Source organism: Actinomadura chokoriensis, from assembly GCF_039529475.1.
Taxonomy (GTDB): domain Bacteria; phylum Actinomycetota; class Actinomycetes; order Streptosporangiales; family Streptosporangiaceae; genus Spirillospora; species Spirillospora bangladeshensis.
Window position 1 is genome coordinate 213579 of record NZ_BAAAMW010000011.1, and the last position, 18066, is coordinate 231644.

The window sequence follows — 18066 nt, forward strand, 5'->3', positions numbered from 1 at the left end:
TCCCTCCCTGGACGCGGGCCGCCCCTTTCCACAACGCTTCGTTCATGGACCGCCGCGAAGACGCCCCGCAGAACTCCCGCGTCCTCGGCCTGACGCCTCCGGCCCTCCTCCTCGAACTACTGGCCGCGCAACGATGGCGGCATCCGGGCGACGACGCCATGCGCAAGGCCATCCCCTGGTTCGCCGACCCGCTGATCTTTCTCACGACCCTTGACTACATCCGCTTTAATTCGCAGTCGCTCGAACTGTTCGCCGACGACCCAGGATTGTCGGATCTCTTCCGCGTCAAGCGCGGCGGTACCGCAGGCACAGTCGACCTGCCATGGCTGGACGCCGACCGCGCCTTCTTCATCGCCGTGAACCGAATACCGGGCGATGACGTCGCGATCGCCCTGGACTATCGCAGCGACACGACTAATCCAAGAGTGGTCGCGAGCGACGCCTGGTCGACGCGCCAGTACACATGGCGAGTCATAGCGCCGACATTGCGATCGTTCGCCGACGCACTGGGCCTGCTAGGCGACAAGCCCCTCCCGAGATTCAGCCCCGGCGAACCCGGCGCCCCCATCCCGTGACCGCCGGGCCGGTTCGGCGATCGCCGCCAGTTCGCGCGCCTGCGCCAAGGACGTCCGCCGCCGCGCCGCAGCAGCAGTGACAAGCAGAGAGCCTCGATCCATAAGGACCGAGGCTCGAACGTTGTTTCGGGGGGTGTCAGTGCTTCAACGCGGCCACCAGCATCGCGAACTCGCCTCGGCTGACGACCAGCTTCGGGCCGTCCGGGTTCTTCGAGTCGCGGACGCCGACGCCGGAGGGGAGGCCGGCGACCTCAACGCAGTTGCCGCCGTTCGGCGAACTGCGCGACGACTTTCGCCATGTCGCCTTACTCAGGTCCATGGAAATCTTCCTTCATGATCAGGCGGATCAGGTCCGCCGACTGCCTTACCGGCAAGGCCACCGATTTGACCGACTCGTAGCACGTAGCCCAGTGGGCCACGTCCTCGGGACGCTCGATGAACCGGCCGCCCGATAGATCTTCAGCGTAGACCACGAGCCTGCCGCCATCGAGAGACAGGAGACTGAAGCAACTCGTCAGTCCCGCGTGCGCTCCCGTGTCGAAGGGGACCACTTGAAGTGAAACCTTCGGGTGCTCCGCGGCTTCCAGGAGATAGCCGAGCTGTTCTCTGGCGATCTTCGCCGACCCGACCGGTCGACGTAGGACGGGCTCGTCCACCACAACCCACAGAGTCGGGCCGTCCGCCTGGGCAAGGATCTGCTTTCGCTCTATGCGGGTCGCGGCGATCGCCTCGATCGCATCAGCGCTGTCGCCCGGATGCCCCACTCGTATGAGCTCACGCGCATACTCGGGTGTCTGGAGCAGGCCCGGGATGCAGAGGCCCTCGTACCAGCGGATCATGGACGTCTTCTTCTCGACCTCCAGGTACTCCGCGAACCCGGTCGGGAGGCGGTGGGACTTCTTGAAGTCGAGCGTCCGGGTAAGCGCTCCGCCGGTCTCCAGTTCACGATCGCACGACTCCGCGAACGGCAGGGAGGCGGCGAGCTGCCCCGTCTCGGCGCCGGAGATCAGCGACTCCGAGAAGCTGATCCGGGTGGCGAGTTCCGCCTGCGTCAGCCCGGCTTGCTTGCGGTAATGGCGCAGCTCACGTCCCCATATGGCTTGAGGGCTGTACGGGTCGACCACCATTTCGGCCTCCAGCGTCCGAGTTCAAGGACTTCACCGAGCTTCGACGGCGCCCCGGTCGAGTTCAGGGCCATCCCAGAGTGTCACGAGTCCCACACGGAACGTGGCCTTTTCGGTCCAGTCTGTGAACGCACGAGTTCGGACGGTGTTTTCAGGGAGGTCAGACACATGGCGACGGCAGCGCACGCACCCGAGACTCCGACACTCGTCCTTGAGCCCGACGCTGAGGCGCCTCGGCTGGCGCGGCGGTTTCTCGCCGAGCGGTTCGCCGAGTGGGGGATCTCGGACGACTACATGGGACGGGTCGTGGTCAGCGAACTCGTCACCAACGCCTACCTGCACGGGAAGGGGCAGATCGTCGTGCGAGTGTTCCGTGACGAGCGCGACGGCCTGGTGGTCGTGGAGGTGTGGGACGCCGGCGAAGGACGCCCGCAGGCCCGGCCGGAGGACCACGCGGCCACGTCGGGGCGGGGGCTCCTGCTGATGGCGGAGATCGTCCACAGGTGGGGCGTCCGCCCGCTGAACGAGGGCGGCAAGGTCACGTGGGCGAAACTGCGCTGAACGAGCCGGTCGCGCTGCTACTGGTTCAGCACCTCTTCCAGCCGGAGTGGACGATCACACTCGACCGCGATGGCGTCTGGCATGCTGTTCGCCGGGTTTCGGTGTCCGCGTCCGACCTCGATGGGCTGCTGGACATGATCGGCGCCGCGGACGCCGCCGCTGTCGAGCGCGCAAGGAACCTCGTGCGGGAGCGCTGACCGCCCGCCATTTCGGCGGGATGGGGTCGCGGTGCGGGCTGGCCGCTTGACCGCAGGTAAGGGATCATGAGCGACATGGCCCGTTATCAGCGTGATGCCCAGCTTGAACCGTTTCCTCGCGAGCTGCTGGACGAGGTCGTCCGCGCGCTGATGAACGTGGCCGAGCAGGCACCCGTCACCGGGGAAGGCTTCGCATTCGAGGGGGAGGTCCTCGACAGCCTGCGGCTGGTGGAGGGCCGGCATCTCGCCGCCGGAGCCCGCTACCAAATGGCGGCCGAGGGGGTCACGGCGGACCTGAGCGTCGCGGCGTGGAACAAGGGCGGGGAGACGCGGATCGACGTCACCGCCGGTTCGGAGGGCCATACCGTCGATCTGCACGTGGATTTGCGCATGTCGGGGCAGCGGTTCCACAGCATCCGCATCACGGGTGGCTACCAGGGGCCGAAGCCGTTTCGCTGGTTGCGGCGGGCGAAGTGGGAATGCGAGGTGCGGGCCGAGGAATGGTGGCGCCTGCTCGGTCCGAAGACCTCTCCCCTCTCGCTGCGGGTCGAGCACCCGTTCGCCGTCGTCGGTCTACGGATGGCGCGCGGCAAGGACGAAGGCGGACGTTGGTCCGTCGATACCACGGCGCGGTTCGGTGGACGTTGGATTCTGCGCCCGCTCGCGGCCGTGGCGCTCGCCGTCATGCGGCGCCGCATCCGGCGGATGCTGGACGAATGGATCGACGAGGCCGTGTCCAGGTGGAACGCCGACGTTCCCGTCATGGTCGAGCACGGCCTGCGGGAACGGCTCGACTTCGAGCACCGGGTAACGCTCAAGGCCGTGTCTCGCGAGTGGGCCGAGGCGTACACGACGGCACTCCATCGGGCGATCGAGAATGCGCCCTTGGAGGAGGGCGGGCTCATAAGAAGCTCTGAAGGAGACGTCAGTGTGCGGCTCCTCGAGGGCGAGCACATCGGGCCGGGTGCCCGTTACCGCATCGCTCCCATTCCGGAGGACAGTGCCGACCCGCTTGACGTGAACGTCGTGGCGTGGGAGCTGGACGGGCCGAACCGCGCGGAGTTCAGCAGCCCGGACGACGCGCAGACGGGATGGGTCGAGATCGACAGCGCGCGGAAACCCACCGTTGCGCGTGCTGCGATCGCCGGCGCCCTTGAGGGTTTCACGCAGGCGAGCTGCGAAGCCGAGATGGACCTTGAGCGCTGGTGGGCGTCCGAAGATCCGGCCCTGACGGCGACCGCGGACAGCCCGCTGGGCGAGGCGGGCCTGACCATCAGGAGGACGCCCGCAGGCACCGGAGAGTGGACGGTGAACATCGCCGCGACGGCCGAAGGCCGCGCGTGGGCACGTCAACTGGTCGCGGTGGCCGGTCTGCTCGCCGCCGTCCCCATGAACCGTTCGTTCGAAGAGAAGGCCGATGCGGCCGCGGCGCACTGGCACGACCTCGTGGGCGGAGAAGAGGAGACCTCCCCCCAGGACGCCGCCAACGCCACTCTTCGGGCACTTCTCGACCACGGTTCACCGGACTGGACCGGTACCAGGCGTGCACTGCGCCGCATGGAGGCCGATCTTTCGCGGCGGCTCGGGGAACTGGAAGCGCTCACCGCGTAAGCCCGGCGCGACGTCCGCCCGCGTCGCGTGACTGGCAACTTTTGCCCAACTCCAGGGGATTTCACGGCGTTTCATGCTGATTTTTGGTCGGGTCGGGGCTGGTTCGGTGCTCAAGCTGGGGTGGTTGCCCTAGGGGGCACATCTGGGGGGTTGCCCAGGTCACGGTCGCTGGTTACCTTGCTCTCAAATAGATAGGAAACCTTCCTATCAAATAGCGGTCGATCGGGGTTCGGGGGAATCCGCCAGCGTCGAACCGAGGGAGTCAGCCCTTGCGCCCCCGCTCTGTTCTCAGTGTCCTCGCCGTCCTTCTGCTCGCCCTCCTCGTGCCCGCCACCGCGCATGCCGCCGGTGCGTCCGCGACGTTCACCAAGCCGTCCGACTGGGGCTCGGGGTGGGAGGGGCGGTTCACGCTCGCCAACGGCACCGGCGCCGCGATCAACGGCTGGCGGGTCGAGTTCGACCTTCCGGCCGGCACGTCCGTCGGGTCCTACTGGGACGCCCTGCTCACCAAGGACGGCCAGCACCACACGTTCACCGACCGCGGTTACAACGCCGCCATCCCGGCGGGCGGCTCGGTCACGTTCGGGTTCCTCGGGAACGGTCCCGGAAGCCCGCAGAACTGCACGTTCAACGGTGAGCCCTGCGCCGGCGGGCCCACCGATCCGGGCGGGCTCGGGACGCCCGGCACGCCGGCCGTCACCGGACGCACCGACACCTCGCTGACGCTCACGTGGGAGGCCGCCACCGGGACGCCGATCGGATACCGCGTCTACGAGGGCTCGGCCGTCAAGGCGACCGTCACCGGCACCACGGCCACCATCGGCGGGCTCTCGAGGTGCGAGACGCACACCTACACGGTCAAGGCGTACGACACCGAGGGCGAGTCGGCCGCCAGCGGCCCCGCCACCGCGACGACCAGCGGATGCGCGACCGGGCCGCTCCCCCGGCACTTCCTGACCGGCTACTGGCACGACTTCGTGAACCCGGCCCAGGAGCTCAAGCTCTCCCAGGTGCCGGACGAGTACGACCTCATCGCGGTGGCGTTCGGCGAGTCGACGGCCAGGTCCGGCGAGGTCACGTTCCGGGTCGACCCCGAACTGTCGACCGCGCTCGGCGGCTACACCGACGCCCAGTTCACGTCGGACATCGCCGCCCTGCACGCCAAGGGCAAGAAGGTCATCCTGTCGGTCGGCGGCGAGAAGGGCGCCATCCGGGTGGCGGACGGCACGTCCGCGCAGCTCTTCGCGAACTCCGTCTACGGGCTGATGACCCAGTACGGGTTCGACGGCGTCGACATCGACCTCGAGAACGGCCTCAACCCGACCTACATGGAGCAGGCGCTGCGCGCGCTCCGCGCCAAGGCGGGCGCCGACCTGATCATCACAATGGCGCCGCAGACGCTCGACATGCAGTCGACCGGCGGGTCCTACTTCCAGCTCGCGCTGAAGATCAAGGACATCCTCACCGTCGTCCACATGCAGTACTACAACTCGGGCGCGATGCTCGGCTGCGACCAGAAGGTGTACGGGCAGGGGACGGTCGACTTCATGACCGCGCTGGCCTGCATCCAGCTGGAGGGCGGGCTGCGTCCCGACCAGGTGGCGCTGGGCCTGCCGGCCGGTCCCGGAGCGGCGGGCGGCGGCGTGGTGGCGCCGTCGGCGGTCAACAACGCGCTCGACTGCCTCGCGAAGGGCACCGGGTGCGGGACGTTCAAGCCGTCCCGCACGTATCCCGACATCCGCGGCGCGATGACCTGGTCCATCAACTGGGACGTCACCAACGGCGGAGCCTTCGCGAGCACCGTCGGCCCGCACCTCGACACGCTGCCGTAGGAGGCCGGAGATGAGGAAGATCTGGGTCCTGGCGGCGCTGGTCGCCGGGATGCTGGTCGGGGTCACCGCCCCGGCGCAGGCGGCGAACATCCTGGCCAACGCCGGGTTCGAGAGCGGGTCGCTGAGCCCGTGGGCGTGCGACGGCGGCTCGGTCGTGGACAGCCCTGCGAGGACTGGAAGCCACGCCCTCGCGGGCGGTGTCACGGCGGGCAGCACCGGGCAGTGCACGCAGACCGTGTCGGTGCTGCCCAGCACCGCCTACACGCTCGTCGGCGGCACATCCCCAGATCTGCGCGGCCTGATGACCTTCTACCACGGCTGGGAGTTCTTGACGTCCTCCTCCGCATGAAAGCGAAGGATTCCAACCCGTCCCTAGGTAGGTAGGAGAGCAGGTTGAGGTTCGCGGTTCACCGGCCGGGCCACCGCCCCGCCTCCCCGCGCGGCCACCGTGCGTCCCACGGCGGTGTCTCGGATGTTGCGTGCGGCGTTGACGTCGGCGTTGGCCCGATGCCCGCAGGCCACACACCGGAACACCGCTTGGCTCTCGCGGTTGCCGGGTGCGCGGTGCCCGCAGGCGTTGCAGGTCTGCGATGTATAACGCGGGTCTACCCGGACCACGCGTCCGGGCGCCTTGTGCTCCAGCCGGATGACGAGCCGACCCCACCCGTTGGCGAGAATGGCCCGGTTGAGCCCGGCTTTGGCACGGACGCCCGTACCGGGGACGTCCAGAGTGCCGCGCGCCGACCGGGTCATCCCCGCGATGTTGAGGTCCTCAACCGCGATCACATCGAAACGGCGCGCCAGGCTCGTCGAGGTCTTCTCCACCCAGTCCTTGCGGCGGTCTGCCTCACGCGCCTTGAGCCGGGCGATGGCGGCCTTGACGCGGGCGCGGCGGTTCGACCCCCGCTTTGCGCGGGCCAGGCGGCGCAGCAGCCGTTCCAGCCGCTCGGCCTCACCCGGCGTCAACCCCGGCACGGTGAAGGTCTGGCCGGTGGACAGCGCGGCCGACACCGCCACGCCCCGGTCCACTCCGACCGCCGCACCGTTGCCGGGCGCGAGGACGGGGTCGGGGACGGCGGCGAATGCGACATGCCAGCGTCCGGCGCGGTCACGCGTCACCCGGAACGACCTCACCTCCGGCGGGACGGGCTGGGACCAGCGAAACCGCACCCACCCCACTTTCGGTACCCGTACCTCACCGGTGCGGCGCGACAGCCGCCGCACCTCCCACGCCCGGCCCCGGGCTCCGACGATCCGGAACCCCTCGTGCAGACCGGCCTTGCGCCAGGTGGGGCGGCGGTGCGTGCCCGCGAAGAAGTTCGCCATCGCCTGCGCGAAATCCTTGAGCGCCTGCTGCTGCACCGTCTGCGAACCGGCCGCCAGCCACCCGAACGCGGCGCGGGCCTCGGTCAACTGCCGGGACTGGGCGACGTACCCCGGCGCCGGGCCCCGTCCCGGACGCCACCACCCCTGCTGCTCCACAGCCAGATTCCACACGAACCGGGCATGCCCGCAATGCTCCAAGAGCAGCGCCTCCTGGGCAGGGGTCGGGCGCAGCCGGTACCGAGACACACCCCGCAACATACCGACCGCCACCGACATGGCACGGAGAGCCATCATGCCGAACCGCTCCACGTGCCCACCCCGTCCCGAAGGACCGGGTTTCCACACTGCGGGCATTTCCGCGAACAGCCACGAGCCCTTCCTGAACGGCCTCCCCTAACCCGTCCCGGTACCCCCACCCCCACCGGAGGAAGAAGCACATGAGATCCATCCGCTCGAAGGCCGCCGCGGTGGCGCTCGCGGTCCCGGCCGCGTCCGCGCTGGTCGTGCTCGGCACCGCGACCGCCGCCAGCGCGCACGGCACGATGTCGGACCCGCCGAGCCGCGTCTACACCTGCTTCCTGGAGGACCCGGAGGCCCCGCAGTCGGACGCCTGCAAGGCGGCGGTCGCGGCCAGCGGCACCCAGGCGTTCTACGACTGGAACGAGGTGTCGCTGCTGAACGCCGGCGGACGGCACCGCGAGCTCATCCCGGACGGCCAGCTGTGCAGCGCCGGACGCGCCAAGTACCGGGGCCTCGACCTGCAGCGCGCCGACTGGCCCGCCACGCACATGGAGCCCGGCCAGCGGACGATCACCTACCACGCGACCGCGCCGCACTCCAACAGCAACTTCGAGTTCTACATCACCCGCGAGGGCTGGGACCCGACGCAGCCGCTGCGCTGGGCCGACCTCGTCCCGCTGGCGTCGTTCACCCACCAGTACCCGACGACGTTCACCAAGTGGACGCTCACCATCCCGCCCCGGACGGGCCGCCACATCCTGTACTCGATCTGGCAGCGCGTCGTGGGCAGCGAGGAGGCGTTCTACACCTGCTCGGACGTCGACTTCGGCGGCTCCAACACCCCGACCCCGACACCGACCCCAACCCCGACCAACACCCCGACGCCGACCCCCACCCCGACCGAGACTCCCACGCCGACTCCGACCCCCACCGAGCAGCCGAGCGACACCTGGCAGGCGGGGACGGCCTACGCCGCCGGCGACCGGGTCACCTACAACGGTGCGACCTACCGGTGCCTCCAGGCGCACACGGCGATCGCCGGCTGGGAGCCCCCGAACACGCCCGCCCTCTGGCAGCCGGCCTGATCGGGGCACCATGAGGCGCAGCATGTCGACGTACGCGGCGCTGGTGCTGCTCGCGGCGTGCGGGCTGCTGCTGGCCGTGCAGTGCGGGGCCGTCGGCGGGTCCTCGGCCGACGGCTCCGCACCGGCGACGCCGCGCGGCGGAGGCGGGTTCAACGGCACCGACGTGATGTTCCTGCAGATGATGCTTCCGCATCAGGAGCAGGGCGTGGCGCTGGTCCGGCTCGCGAAGCGGCATCCCGTCCGTCCCGAGGTGCGGACGCTCGCCGCGGCGATCGAGGCGACCGAGATCGCCGAGGCGCGGCAGATGCAGACGCGGCTGCGCGGCTGGCACCGGCCCCTGCGGGCGGACCCGGGCGCGCACGCCGCGCACGGCGGGATGCCGCAGACGACCGACGCCGAACTGAACGCACTGGCCAAGACGCCGCCCGACCGGTTCGAGCGCGCGTTCCTCAACCTGCTCATCGCCCATCAGGACGACGCCGTCCAGTTCGCCCGGCTGGAGATCGGCAAGGGCGAGGACGCGTGGACGCGGCAGCTCGCGCAACGCGTCGAGAAGTCCCGTTCCGCCGAGATCGACCAGATGCTGGCGCTCCTCGACTCCCCGCCCCGGAACACTCCCCTCAGAAATAGGTAGCGAGTATGCGCAGATTAGTCGGATTCCTCCTTTCCTTTGTGGTCGTCGCGGCGCTGGCCGTCGCGCCCGCGCAGGCGGCCGACCGGCTGACGGCGGCCTTCAGCCTGTCCGGAACGACCGGTAAGTACGTGGTCAGCAACCCCGGGACGTCCGCCGTCAGCGGCTGGAAGCTGAAGTTCGAGCTCCCGGCCGGCGTCACCGCGAGCAACCCGCAGAACGCCGCGCTGTCGCAGAACGGCACGACGGTGACGCTCACCCCGGCGTTCTACATCGATACGGTCAAGGCAGGCGGCAGCACCGAGCCGTACAGCCCGACGTTCACGCTCAGCTCCGCCGTCCAGCCGACGAGCTGCACGCTGAACGGCGCGAACTGCGACGGGACCGGCGCACCGCCGCCCACGCTCACCGGCGTCACCGCCGACTACACCGTCAGCGGCAGCCAGGCGACGTTCGTGGTCGCCAACCACACCTCCGCGGCGATCGCCAACTGGACGATCGTGTTCGACCTGCTGGCGGGCGTGACCGCGAGCAACGCCTCCAACGGGTCGATCAGCCAGAGCGGCACGACCGTCACCCTCAGCCCGGCCTACTACAACGCGACGATCGCGGCCGGACGGACCACCGACCCCTACAGCCCGACGTTCACCGTCAGCCGCTCGGGCGCGGAGCCGACGAGCTGCCGGGTCAACGACGCCAACTGCGACGGGTCCGCGGACGTCCCGCCGAGCGCGCCCGCCGGGCTGAAGACGACGGTGAAGACGACCAAGACCGTGTCGCTGGCCTGGGACGCGGCCAAGGCGGGCAGCCTGCCGATCACCGCGTACGAGGTCTACAACGGCTCGGCCCTCGCGACGACCGTCCCGGAGACGAACGCCACCGTCACCGGCCTCACGCCCAACACCGAGTACACGTTCACCGTGAAGGCACGCGACCGGAAGGGCAACCTCTCCCCTGCCAGCGCACCCGTCACGGTGAAGACGAACAACCCCGCCGATGACACGCAGGCGCCGTCCGTCCCGTCCGGGCTGCACAGCACCGGTAAGGACTCGGGCAGCGTGAAGCTCGCGTGGACCGCCTCGTCCGACAACACCGGCGTCGCGAACTACGACGTGCTGGTGGACGGGAAGGCCGCCACGACGGTGACCGGCACGACCGCGACCGTCGCGGGCCTTTCACCGTCCACCGAGTACACGTTCACCGTCCGCGCCCGCGACCTGTACGACAACATGTCGGCGGCGAGCGCGGCCGTCAAGGTGACGACGGACGACGTGGTCGCGAACGGTTACGCCCGCGTCGGCTACTTCGTCCAGTGGGGCATCTACGGCCGCCAGTACTTCGTGAAGAACCTCGACACGACCGGCAACGCCGCGCGCCTGACCCACATCAACTACGCGTTCGCGAACATCGACCCGACCAACCTCACCTGCCTGCAGGGCGTGACCAAGGGCACCACGTCCGACCCGCAGGACCCGAGCCAGGGCGACGGCGCGGGCGACGCCGAGGCCGACTACGGGCGCCCGTTCAGCGCCGCGCAGTCGGTGGACGGCGTCGCCGACACCGGCTGGGAGAAGCTGCGCGGCAACTTCAACCAGCTGAAGAAGCTGAAGGCCAAGTACCCGAAGCTCAAGGTGCTGATCTCCATCGGCGGCTGGACGTACTCCAAGTACTTCTCCGACGTCGCCAAGACCGACGCGTCCCGCAAGAAGTTCGTCGCGTCCTGCATCGACACCTACATCAAGGGCAACCTGCCCGACTACAACGGCGCGGGCGGGCCGGGCACGGCCGCCGGCATCTTCGACGGCATCGACCTCGACTGGGAGTGGCCGGGCGCCGAGGGGCACCCCGGCAACCACGTCAGCCCGGACGACAAGCACAACAACACGCTGCTCATCGAGGAGTTCCGCCGCCAGCTGGACGCCCTGACGACCTCGACCGGCGAGCGCTACCTGCTGTCGGCGTTCACCCCCGCCGACCCGGCGAAGATCGAGGCCGGCTGGGAGCTGGCGCAGGTCGCCAAGTCCATGGACATCTTCAACATCCAGGGCTACGACTTCCACGGCGCGGGCAGCGACAACTCCTGGGAGCCCAACCGGACGGGCCACCAGGGCAACCTCTACACCGACGCCGACGACCCGTACTCGTTCCACTTCAGCGTCGAGAACGCCGTCCAGCCGTATCTCGACGCGGGCGTCAACCCGCGCAAGCTGACGATCGGCCTCGCCTACTACGGGCGCGGCTGGCAGAACGTGGCGGACGGCGGCAAGGGCGGCGAATGGCAGTCCGCGAACGGCGCCGCCCCCGGGCAGTTCCAGGAGGAGGCCGGGACGCGCGGCTACAGCAACCTGATCTCCAGCCTGCCGAACTGCAAGATCGTCCATGACGAGCAGGCCGTCGCGACGTCCTGCTACACGGGCGACAACGGCCAGTGGTGGAGTTTCGACGACGCCTGGTCCATCCAGAAGAAGACCGAATGGCTGCGGAGCAAGAACCTGCTCGGCGCCATGATCTGGGAGATGTCCGGCGACCCGGGCGTCCTCACGAAGGCCCTCGATGACGGCCTGAGCTGATCCCGTCCCCGATCCCAGGGCCGGCGTCGCTGCCCCGCTCGCGGCGCCGGCCCTGTTCCATTCCTCCGGTCAGGGGGTCTTCTCGGGGGTCGGGACGGCCGCGCCCGGCTGCTGCCTGCCGTCCGGGTCGGTCATGCTCTCGTTCGCCGCGCCGACCGACGTCACGTCGGTGACCTTCCACGCACCGCCCCGCCGGACGAGCTTCATGTCGAGGTACGAGCCGAGGACGCGGCGGGTGCCGGCCGTGCTGTGCACCTCGGAGTCCATGACGACGACGGCCTTCGCCGCCCCTTCTTCGATCTTCTCCAGGTACACGGCCCTGACCTCCGCCGTCGCGTCCGCCTTCAGCTTGGTGATGACGCCTTCGAGCCCGCCGGTGAACGCCTCGTCGTAGGTCTTGGCGAAGTCGTCGGTGGCCAGCGCGAGGACGCGGTGCCGGGCGTCCTGCAGCTTGGTGTGGTCGTAGCTGAGCAGCGCCTGCCCGAACTCGGCCGCGCCGGCCCGCACTTCCTGCCGCTCCCGGTCGCGCTGCGCGGCCTGGTCTGCGGCGTGCCACTGGAGGCCCGCCGTCACGGCCGACCCGACGACCGCCACCGCGACCGTCGCCCGCACCAGCCACGCCTTCACCACCACGCCCCGCCACACCCGCTGTCCCTTGCTCGGCTTCGCCTCGGCCGCCGCGGGCTCGTCCCCGGCGTGCTCTGCCGCTTCCGACTCGTCCTCGTCGGGCGCGTCCTCGATGTCGGGTTCGTCGGCGGCTTCGGGCTCCGGGGCGTCCTGGGGCTCGGCGTCCTCGTCGGCCGGGGTCTCGGTCTCGGGGACGTCCTTGCGGGTGTCGATCTTGCTCACGGGTCCTCCAAGGGCTATCGGGAACGGCGGCGCAGGGCGACGCGGAGGGTGTTGAGGACGGCGGCGGCGACGATGAGGCCGCCGAGCACGGGTGGCAGGAGGGGCAGCCGGCTCGATTCCGGCCGGTGCTCATCGGACTTCACCGGACGCAGGGCGCCGTCCGGTGACGTGCCGGCGGGCTCGTCGTCGGCGGCGGCGCTGCCCGGCGTGGGCTTGACCTTGCCGGCGGCCTTCGCGGCCTGCTGGTTCGCCGGGCCGTTGGCCTGGCAGTAGGTGAGGTTCGGGGCCTGCGGCTTCGCCACCGGGCTCGTGTACTCGGTCGCCGCCTTGGCCGGGCCCGTCAGCGTGATGACGGGCGTCACGCGCAGGTACTTGCCGCTCGCGTCGGTCGCGGTGACGTCCGCGACGAGCGCCTGCAGCGTCGGGACCAGCCGCAGCACATGGTCGATCTTCTTCTGGGTGGCCGGCGTCATCAGCGGCGCGGTCGGCGTCGAGGCGGCGGTGAGCAGGCAGTCCAGGCCGGGCCGCGCGTCCTGGAGGAGCCCGTGCAGGTTCTTCATCGCGCCGGGGCCCTGCGCGAGGACGCTGTCGAGGTCGCGGTTCGACTGCCGCAGCGACGCGGTGAGCAGCGCGAGGTCGCCGACGCCGGAGGCGATGTCGCCGCGGTGGGCGGTGAGCGTCGCGGTGAGGCGGGTGAGCTCGCGGGACAGCGCGTCCAGCGTGCCGGCGTCGGCGGCGAGGGTGCCGGTCAGCCGGTGCGCGTCGGAGATCATGTCGTGCAGGTCGTCGCCGCGCCCCGCGAGGCCGGTGGCCAGTTCGTGGACGAGCGTCCGGGCGTCGCGCGGGTCGACCGCGTCGAGGGTGCGGCTGAGGCCGTCGAACAGCTGCTTGTAGTCGGTCGTCCCGGCGGTGCGGGCGAGCGGGATGTGGTCGCCCGCCTCCAGCACCGCCGCCCCGGTGGACGGCGACGCCGCCGGGGTCAGTTCGATGTACGGCTCGCCGATCGCCGACTTGCGCAGCACGCGCGCGCCCACGCCGGCGGGGATCCGCGCTCCCCGGTCGATGTTGAGACCGACCGCGACGTGGTCGCCGCGCAGCTTCACCGTGCCGACCTCGCCGACCCGGACGCCCCGGTGGGTGACCTCCAGGTCGCCGTGCAGGCCGGGCGAGGACGCGAAGTCCGCGGTGACGGTGAAGGGCCGTTCGAGCGCCTCGATGTGGATCACGCTGCGGACGGCCCAGACCGCGAGCACGACGCCGAGCACGGCGAAGAACACGAGGTTGACGGCGACGCGGGGATATCTCATGGGCGCGGCCCCAGTAGTCCTCGGAGGTTGGTCCGCTCGCCGGAACCCCCGGCCGCGGCGGCGTTGGGATGCGGCAGGAACCCCTTGATCCACAGGAACAGGAGGGCCTGCCCGCCGGACGACACCGACGGCCCGTTGAGGAAGTCCAGCACGGTCCCGGCGAGCGCCTTCAGCTCCTCGCGTCCGCGCAGCGCGGCGGCGAGCAGTTCGTCCGCCCGCTCCAGCAGGACGCCGAGCCGCTCGGCGTGCCGCCGCTGCACCTTGGCGTTGACGGAGGTGGCGAGCTTGAGCAGCGCCTGGATGGTGCGCTTGAGGTTGTCCCGGTCGTCCTGGAGCCGCCGGGTGGCGAGCTCCACGTTGCCGGGCAGCCGGTCGATCTCCTTCGAGCCCTTGCCCAGCGACCGTCCGAGCCGCCCGAGGGAGTCGAGGGCGCGGCCGAGGTCGGCGCTGGCGGCGGCGTACTCGTCGCCGACGCCGGCGGCCCGCGCGATCAGCGTGTTGAGCCGGTGGCCCTTGCCGTCCAGCGCGGTCGCGGACTCGGCGCTGATGGTGGCGATGTCCTGCCCGCCGAGCGCGGCGAGCAGCGGGCCGACCTTCTCGCTGATCTGCTCCAGGTCCGGCTGCACGGACGTGTTCGCGATCGTCGCGCCGGACGCCAGGAACGGGCCGGTGTCCAGCCTCGCCCCGGCGGGCGGCTCCAGCCGCACGTAGTTCTCGCCGAGCAGCGACGACTTGGCGATCGCCGCCGTCGTCCCGGTGGGGACGCGCTCGCGCAGCGACATGGTGACGCGGGCGCGGTAGCCGTCCAGCGCGATGCCGGTGACGGTGCCGACGCGGATGTCGGCGACCTGGACGCTGTGCCCGACGACGAGGCTCTGCACGTCGTCGAACGCGGCGTTCAGGGTGACGTCGCCGCGCGGCGCGCCGATCGTCCGCAGCGAGCAGCCGCCCGCGGCGACGGCCAGGACGCCGACCAGAACGCAGGTCAGGAACGCTCTCATCCCCGTCCTCCCGGCGGTGGCTGGCAGTCGGCGAGCGCGGGCTCGCCCTTGAGGCACGGGATCGTCCCCCAGCCCATCGCGGTGAACAGCGGCTGGAGCCAGGCGCGGACGGTGCCGTGCACGACGATGCGGATGGTGGCGACGTGGTTGCGGCGGTCCCACGCCTGGACGGCGACGTCGGCGAACCGGCCGAGGCTGTCGATGGCCTGGGTGAGCCCGGCGACGTTGCCCTTGAGGCTGAGGACGATGTTGGACAGGTCCGCGACCGTGGCCGGCAGCTTCTCCCGGTAGGCGGTGATGAGCACGTCGCTCTTGCGGATCGCCGCCGCGAGCCCCGCCACGAAGTCGCGCAGCCGGGCGCGCTCCTCGGCGAGGCTCCGGCTGGTACTGGAGAAGGAGTCCAGCAGCGCCGACAGCTGCCGGTCGCGGCCGTTGAGGTCGGCGGCGAGGCTGTGCAGTCCCTTCGCCAGCGACGCGATCTTCTGGTCCTGCGCGGCCAGTGAGCCGGTCAGCTCGGACGTGTTGTGCAGCGCGTCGTTGATGCCGCCGCCCCTCCCGCGCACGGACTCGGCGGCGCGGTGGATCGCCGGGCCGAGCGCGCCCGCGTCGATCGATCCGTTGAGCTTGGCGAACGCGGCGAGCGCGTCGTCGATCTCCACCGGCAGCTCGGTCCGCTCCTGCGGGACGACCGTGCCGGGCCCCGCCTTCGGCATGCCCGGCCTCCACACCGGGTGCAGGCTGACGAACCGCTCGCCGAGCGCGTCGGACGAGTCGACCGCCGCGTGCACCCCGGCCGGGACGGGAATCGACCGCCTCACCTCGATGTCGACGCGGACGCGGTTCTTCTCGTCCTTGATGGACGTGATCGTGCCCGCGTCGGCGCCCATCACCTTCACCTGCGACTTCTCGTACAGCGAGGGCGCCTTCTCGAAGTACACGGTCATCGGGTAGGTCGGCTCGGAGGCGATGCCGCAGCCGCCGAGCGCGGCGGTCAGCGCGAGCGCGGCGACCGCCGCCACCGGACGCGCGCGGCGCCTCCTCGCCGTGCCCTCTCCGGCGCGGCTCATCGTCGGGTCTCCTTCGGTGCGATGCGGGCGAGGTCGGCGAGGTCCTTCGGGGACAGCGGGCCGAGCCCGGTCGCGACGACCTCCAGCCACGGCCCCCGCCCGCCGGTGCCCGACAGGCCGGACAGCGTGGGCCCGGCCCAGGCGAGCAGCTCGTTGACGTCGCCGGTCGCGGGGCGGAGCGTGCCGAGGGTGCCGCGGAGGTCGGCGACGAGCGTCAGCAGCTTCGCCTGCCGGTCGTCGATCAGCTCGGTGAGGCTCTTCACCGCCCGGTCGCCGCTGCCGAGGAACGCGGCCAGCTCGGTGCGGCGCAGGCGCAGCTCGTCCAGCATGGCCTGGACGTTGGTGAGCAGCCGGGACAGCTCCTCGTCCTTGGCGTGCGCGAGCTTGAGGACGCGGTCGCCGCTGTCGAGCAGCCTCCTGATCTGCGGGTCGGCGTCGTTGACGGCCTCGGAGAGGCTCGCGAGGTCGGTGAGGGCGCGGCCGAGCCTGCCGCGGTCCTCGTCGCCGATCCCGTTCAGCTCGGCCACGATCGTGTTGATGGCCCGGGTGTCGAGCTTGGAGATCGTCCGGGTGGAGGTGTCCAGCACGTCGTTGATCGTCGTCGGCACCTGGGTGCGGTCCAGCGGGATGCGGCGCCTGTCCTCGGGGACGTCGGCGAGGTGCGGGGTCGCGACCGGGCCGGACAGCCGCAGGTAGCGTCCGCCCAGCACGTTCGCGACCTTGATCTCGGCGCGGGTGTTCGGGCCGAGGTCGACGTCGCCGTCCACCTTCCAGGTGATGACCACGTACCCGTGCCGGTGGTCGGGCCGGACGGCGCCGACCTCGCCGACCCGGACGCCGGCGACCCGCACGTCGTCGCCGGAGCGGAGCCCGCCGGTCGCGGCGAACGTGCCGGTGACGGTGTAGCGGTCCTTGAACAGCCCGCGCGTCCCGACCAGGTACACCGACACGACCAGCGCGACGAGCGTGCCCGCCGACACCAGCCCGACCACGATCCTGTTGCGGTCGCGGAAGGATCTCATCGCCATGCGGTCCCCCCGACCATGAGGTTCTGCAGTTCCTTGGGCGTGTCGACGCTGTTCGCGCCCTCGCGGGGGCCGGGCAGCCGGGTCGGGTACGGGCAGGGCGGCGCGGCGAGCGACAGGCAGGGCACCGCCGCCTCCACGTACTGGCCGTTGTCGACGGCGGCGAAGATGTGCCGGAGCTTCGGCGTCACCGACCGCAGGACCTTCAGGAGCGTCCCGCTGTTGCGGTTCACGCCGGAGGAGAACACCGACAGCCTGTCGACGACCCGGCCGAGTTCGCGCTCGTTGCCCGCGAGCAGCGCGTCGGAGGTCCGCGCCAGGGCCGCGAGCTGGACGAGGGCGCCGTCGATCAGCCTCCGGTTGCCGTTGAACGCCTCGCCGAGGCTGACCAGGTCGTCCACGGCGGAGCCGATCTGCTTGTCGCGGCGGGCGATGATGCCGGTGACGGTGGCGTAGTCGTCCAGCATCTGCCGCAGCACCGTGCGCCGCTTCGCGATCGTCGCCGACAGCGTGTCGATGTCGGCGATCAGGCGGTCGATGTTGCGGGCGTTCCCGTCGAGCGCCTCGGACAGCGACACGAGGACCGTGTTGACCTGCTTCGGGTCCAGGCTGCGGACGAGGGGTCCGAGCTGGTCGAGCAGGGCGCTGCCGTCCACCGCGGAGCGCGTCTTCTCGATGTGCGCGCCCGGCCGCATCCTGGCCGCACTCTTGCCCGGCAGCAGGTAGACCACGCGGCGGCCCATGGCGTCGCGCCAGCGGATCGCGGCCTCGCTGTCGGCCGGGACCCGCACCGACTCGCGGACGGTGAGACCGACGCGGGCCTTGCCGTCCACGACCTTCACCTCGTCGACCTGCCCGACCGGCGCCCCGGCGATCTTGACCTCGTCGCCCTTCATCAGGCCGCTGGCATCGTCGAACGTGGCGGTCAAGTGCCAACCGCCCGCGGTGTTCACGCGGGCGATCTGCATCCCGATGACCGCGGTGAGGACTCCGGTGACGGTCACGAACGCCGCGAGCCGGACGACGAGCCCAATACGGGCGCGGCGCGAAAGGGTGGAGGCCATG

18 protein-coding genes are annotated in these 18066 nt (G+C 70.8%); 9 read left to right on the top strand and 9 right to left on the bottom strand.

Annotated features, from left to right (window positions below; all coding sequences use genetic code 11):
* Positions 1-44: 44 nt before the first annotated feature.
* Positions 45-575 carry a hypothetical protein gene (locus ABFX46_RS24115; protein ID WP_346045392.1) on the top strand — a complete coding sequence of 177 codons (531 nt, stop codon included), beginning with the start codon at positions 45-47 and terminating at the stop codon, positions 573-575.
* 136 nt (positions 576-711) lie between these two features.
* On the opposite strand, the gene ABFX46_RS24120 is transcribed toward ABFX46_RS24115, so the two are convergent.
* Positions 712-894 carry a DUF397 domain-containing protein gene (locus ABFX46_RS24120; RefSeq protein WP_346045394.1) on the bottom strand — a complete coding sequence of 61 codons (183 nt, stop codon included), beginning with the start codon at positions 892-894 and terminating at the stop codon, positions 712-714.
* Positions 881-1702, bottom strand: coding sequence for a helix-turn-helix domain-containing protein (locus tag ABFX46_RS24125; RefSeq protein ID WP_346045396.1), 822 nt, complete (start codon positions 1700-1702; stop codon positions 881-883). Before ABFX46_RS24125 ends, ABFX46_RS24120 begins: the two co-directional genes overlap by 14 nt.
* Positions 1703-1867: 165 nt before the next feature.
* On the opposite strand from ABFX46_RS24125, the gene ABFX46_RS24130 reads away from it, so the two are divergent.
* The 5 genes from ABFX46_RS24130 to ABFX46_RS24150 all read left to right on the top strand — a co-directional run bounded on the left by ABFX46_RS24130 (position 1868) and on the right by ABFX46_RS24150 (position 6249).
* Entirely contained in the window at positions 1868-2260 is a 393-nt protein-coding gene (locus tag ABFX46_RS24130; RefSeq protein ID WP_346045398.1) for an ATP-binding protein, read from the top strand.
* Positions 2242-2457, top strand: coding sequence for a hypothetical protein (locus ABFX46_RS24135; RefSeq protein ID WP_346045400.1), 216 nt, complete (start codon positions 2242-2244; stop codon positions 2455-2457). Before ABFX46_RS24130 ends, ABFX46_RS24135 begins: the two co-directional genes overlap by 19 nt.
* Before the next feature lie 66 nt (positions 2458-2523).
* Positions 2524-4068: a hypothetical protein gene (locus ABFX46_RS24140; RefSeq protein WP_346045401.1), complete on the top strand. Its 1545-nt coding sequence runs from the start codon at positions 2524-2526 to the stop codon at positions 4066-4068.
* Positions 4069-4337: 269 nt separating this feature from the next.
* Positions 4338-5900, top strand: coding sequence for a chitinase (locus ABFX46_RS24145; RefSeq protein ID WP_346045402.1), 1563 nt, complete (start codon positions 4338-4340; stop codon positions 5898-5900).
* Between the two features lie 10 nt (positions 5901-5910).
* A complete protein-coding gene (locus ABFX46_RS24150; protein WP_346045404.1) occupies positions 5911-6249 on the top strand; it encodes a hypothetical protein in 339 nt (112 codons plus the stop codon).
* A gap of 23 nt (positions 6250-6272) precedes the next feature.
* On the opposite strand, the gene ABFX46_RS24155 is transcribed toward ABFX46_RS24150, so the two are convergent.
* Positions 6273-7472, bottom strand: a complete 1200-nt coding sequence (locus ABFX46_RS24155; RefSeq protein WP_346045406.1) for an RNA-guided endonuclease InsQ/TnpB family protein — start codon at positions 7470-7472, stop codon at positions 6273-6275.
* Between the two features lie 191 nt (positions 7473-7663).
* Between ABFX46_RS24155 and ABFX46_RS24160 the strand changes: the two genes are divergently transcribed.
* The 3 genes from ABFX46_RS24160 to ABFX46_RS24170 are packed head-to-tail and all read left to right on the top strand — an operon-like array spanning position 7664 to position 11752.
* A complete protein-coding gene (locus ABFX46_RS24160; protein WP_346045408.1) occupies positions 7664-8551 on the top strand; it encodes a lytic polysaccharide monooxygenase auxiliary activity family 9 protein in 888 nt (295 codons plus the stop codon).
* A gap of 22 nt (positions 8552-8573) precedes the next feature.
* Positions 8574-9185 carry a DUF305 domain-containing protein gene (locus ABFX46_RS24165; RefSeq protein WP_346045410.1) on the top strand — a complete coding sequence of 204 codons (612 nt, stop codon included), beginning with the start codon at positions 8574-8576 and terminating at the stop codon, positions 9183-9185.
* 5 nt (positions 9186-9190) lie between these two features.
* Entirely contained in the window at positions 9191-11752 is a 2562-nt protein-coding gene (locus tag ABFX46_RS24170; RefSeq protein WP_346045411.1) for a glycosyl hydrolase family 18 protein, read from the top strand.
* Positions 11753-11821: 69 nt separating this feature from the next.
* Here the strand turns inward: ABFX46_RS24170 and ABFX46_RS24175 are convergent, their stop codons facing one another.
* Genes ABFX46_RS24175 through ABFX46_RS24200 form a run of 6 tightly spaced genes read right to left on the bottom strand, consistent with a single transcriptional unit; the run spans position 11822 to position 18065 of the window.
* Positions 11822-12601 (bottom strand): hypothetical protein, encoded by a 780-nt coding sequence (locus ABFX46_RS24175; RefSeq protein ID WP_346045413.1) that lies wholly within the window; start codon positions 12599-12601, stop codon positions 11822-11824.
* Between the two features lie 14 nt (positions 12602-12615).
* On the bottom strand, positions 12616-13908 hold the full coding sequence (locus tag ABFX46_RS24180; protein ID WP_346045415.1) for an MCE family protein: 1293 nt from the start codon (positions 13906-13908) through the stop codon (positions 12616-12618).
* The gene (locus ABFX46_RS24185) at positions 13905-14909 is read right to left on the bottom strand and encodes an MCE family protein (RefSeq protein WP_346045417.1); all 1005 of its coding nucleotides are present in this window, start codon (positions 14907-14909) and stop codon (positions 13905-13907) included. The genes ABFX46_RS24180 and ABFX46_RS24185 overlap by 4 nt, the downstream gene beginning before the upstream one ends.
* A complete protein-coding gene (locus ABFX46_RS24190; protein WP_346045419.1) occupies positions 14906-15976 on the bottom strand; it encodes an MCE family protein in 1071 nt (356 codons plus the stop codon). The genes ABFX46_RS24185 and ABFX46_RS24190 overlap by 4 nt, the downstream gene beginning before the upstream one ends.
* Positions 15973-17004 (bottom strand): MCE family protein, encoded by a 1032-nt coding sequence (locus tag ABFX46_RS24195; protein WP_346045421.1) that lies wholly within the window; start codon positions 17002-17004, stop codon positions 15973-15975. The genes ABFX46_RS24190 and ABFX46_RS24195 overlap by 4 nt, the downstream gene beginning before the upstream one ends.
* Positions 16995-18065, bottom strand: a complete 1071-nt coding sequence (locus ABFX46_RS24200) for an MCE family protein (RefSeq protein WP_346045423.1) — start codon at positions 18063-18065, stop codon at positions 16995-16997. Before ABFX46_RS24200 ends, ABFX46_RS24195 begins: the two co-directional genes overlap by 10 nt.
* Position 18066: the final 1 nt, after the last annotated feature.

Bases quoted from the DNA above. Each gene is read 5' to 3' on its own strand.
- ABFX46_RS24190 (WP_346045419.1), bottom strand. From the start codon at position 15,976: ATGAGCCGCGCCGGAGAGGGCACGGCGAGGAGGCGCCGCGCGCGTCCG.
- ABFX46_RS24115 (WP_346045392.1), top strand. From the start codon at position 45: ATGGACCGCCGCGAAGACGCCCCGCAGAACTCCCGCGTCCTCGGCCTG.
- ABFX46_RS24160 (WP_346045408.1), top strand. From the start codon at position 7,664: ATGAGATCCATCCGCTCGAAGGCCGCCGCGGTGGCGCTCGCGGTCCCG.
- ABFX46_RS24185 (WP_346045417.1), bottom strand. From the start codon at position 14,909: ATGAGAGCGTTCCTGACCTGCGTTCTGGTCGGCGTCCTGGCCGTCGCC.
- ABFX46_RS24170 (WP_346045411.1), top strand. From the start codon at position 9,191: ATGCGCAGATTAGTCGGATTCCTCCTTTCCTTTGTGGTCGTCGCGGCG.
- ABFX46_RS24140 (WP_346045401.1), top strand. From the start codon at position 2,524: ATGAGCGACATGGCCCGTTATCAGCGTGATGCCCAGCTTGAACCGTTT.
- ABFX46_RS24195 (WP_346045421.1), bottom strand. From the start codon at position 17,004: ATGGCGATGAGATCCTTCCGCGACCGCAACAGGATCGTGGTCGGGCTG.
- ABFX46_RS24120 (WP_346045394.1), bottom strand. From the start codon at position 894: ATGGACCTGAGTAAGGCGACATGGCGAAAGTCGTCGCGCAGTTCGCCG.
- ABFX46_RS24125 (WP_346045396.1), bottom strand. From the start codon at position 1,702: ATGGTGGTCGACCCGTACAGCCCTCAAGCCATATGGGGACGTGAGCTG.
- ABFX46_RS24180 (WP_346045415.1), bottom strand. From the start codon at position 13,908: ATGAGATATCCCCGCGTCGCCGTCAACCTCGTGTTCTTCGCCGTGCTC.
- ABFX46_RS24150 (WP_346045404.1), top strand. From the start codon at position 5,911: ATGAGGAAGATCTGGGTCCTGGCGGCGCTGGTCGCCGGGATGCTGGTC.
- ABFX46_RS24200 (WP_346045423.1), bottom strand. From the start codon at position 18,065: ATGGCCTCCACCCTTTCGCGCCGCGCCCGTATTGGGCTCGTCGTCCGG.
- ABFX46_RS24165 (WP_346045410.1), top strand. From the start codon at position 8,574: ATGTCGACGTACGCGGCGCTGGTGCTGCTCGCGGCGTGCGGGCTGCTG.
- ABFX46_RS24130 (WP_346045398.1), top strand. From the start codon at position 1,868: ATGGCGACGGCAGCGCACGCACCCGAGACTCCGACACTCGTCCTTGAG.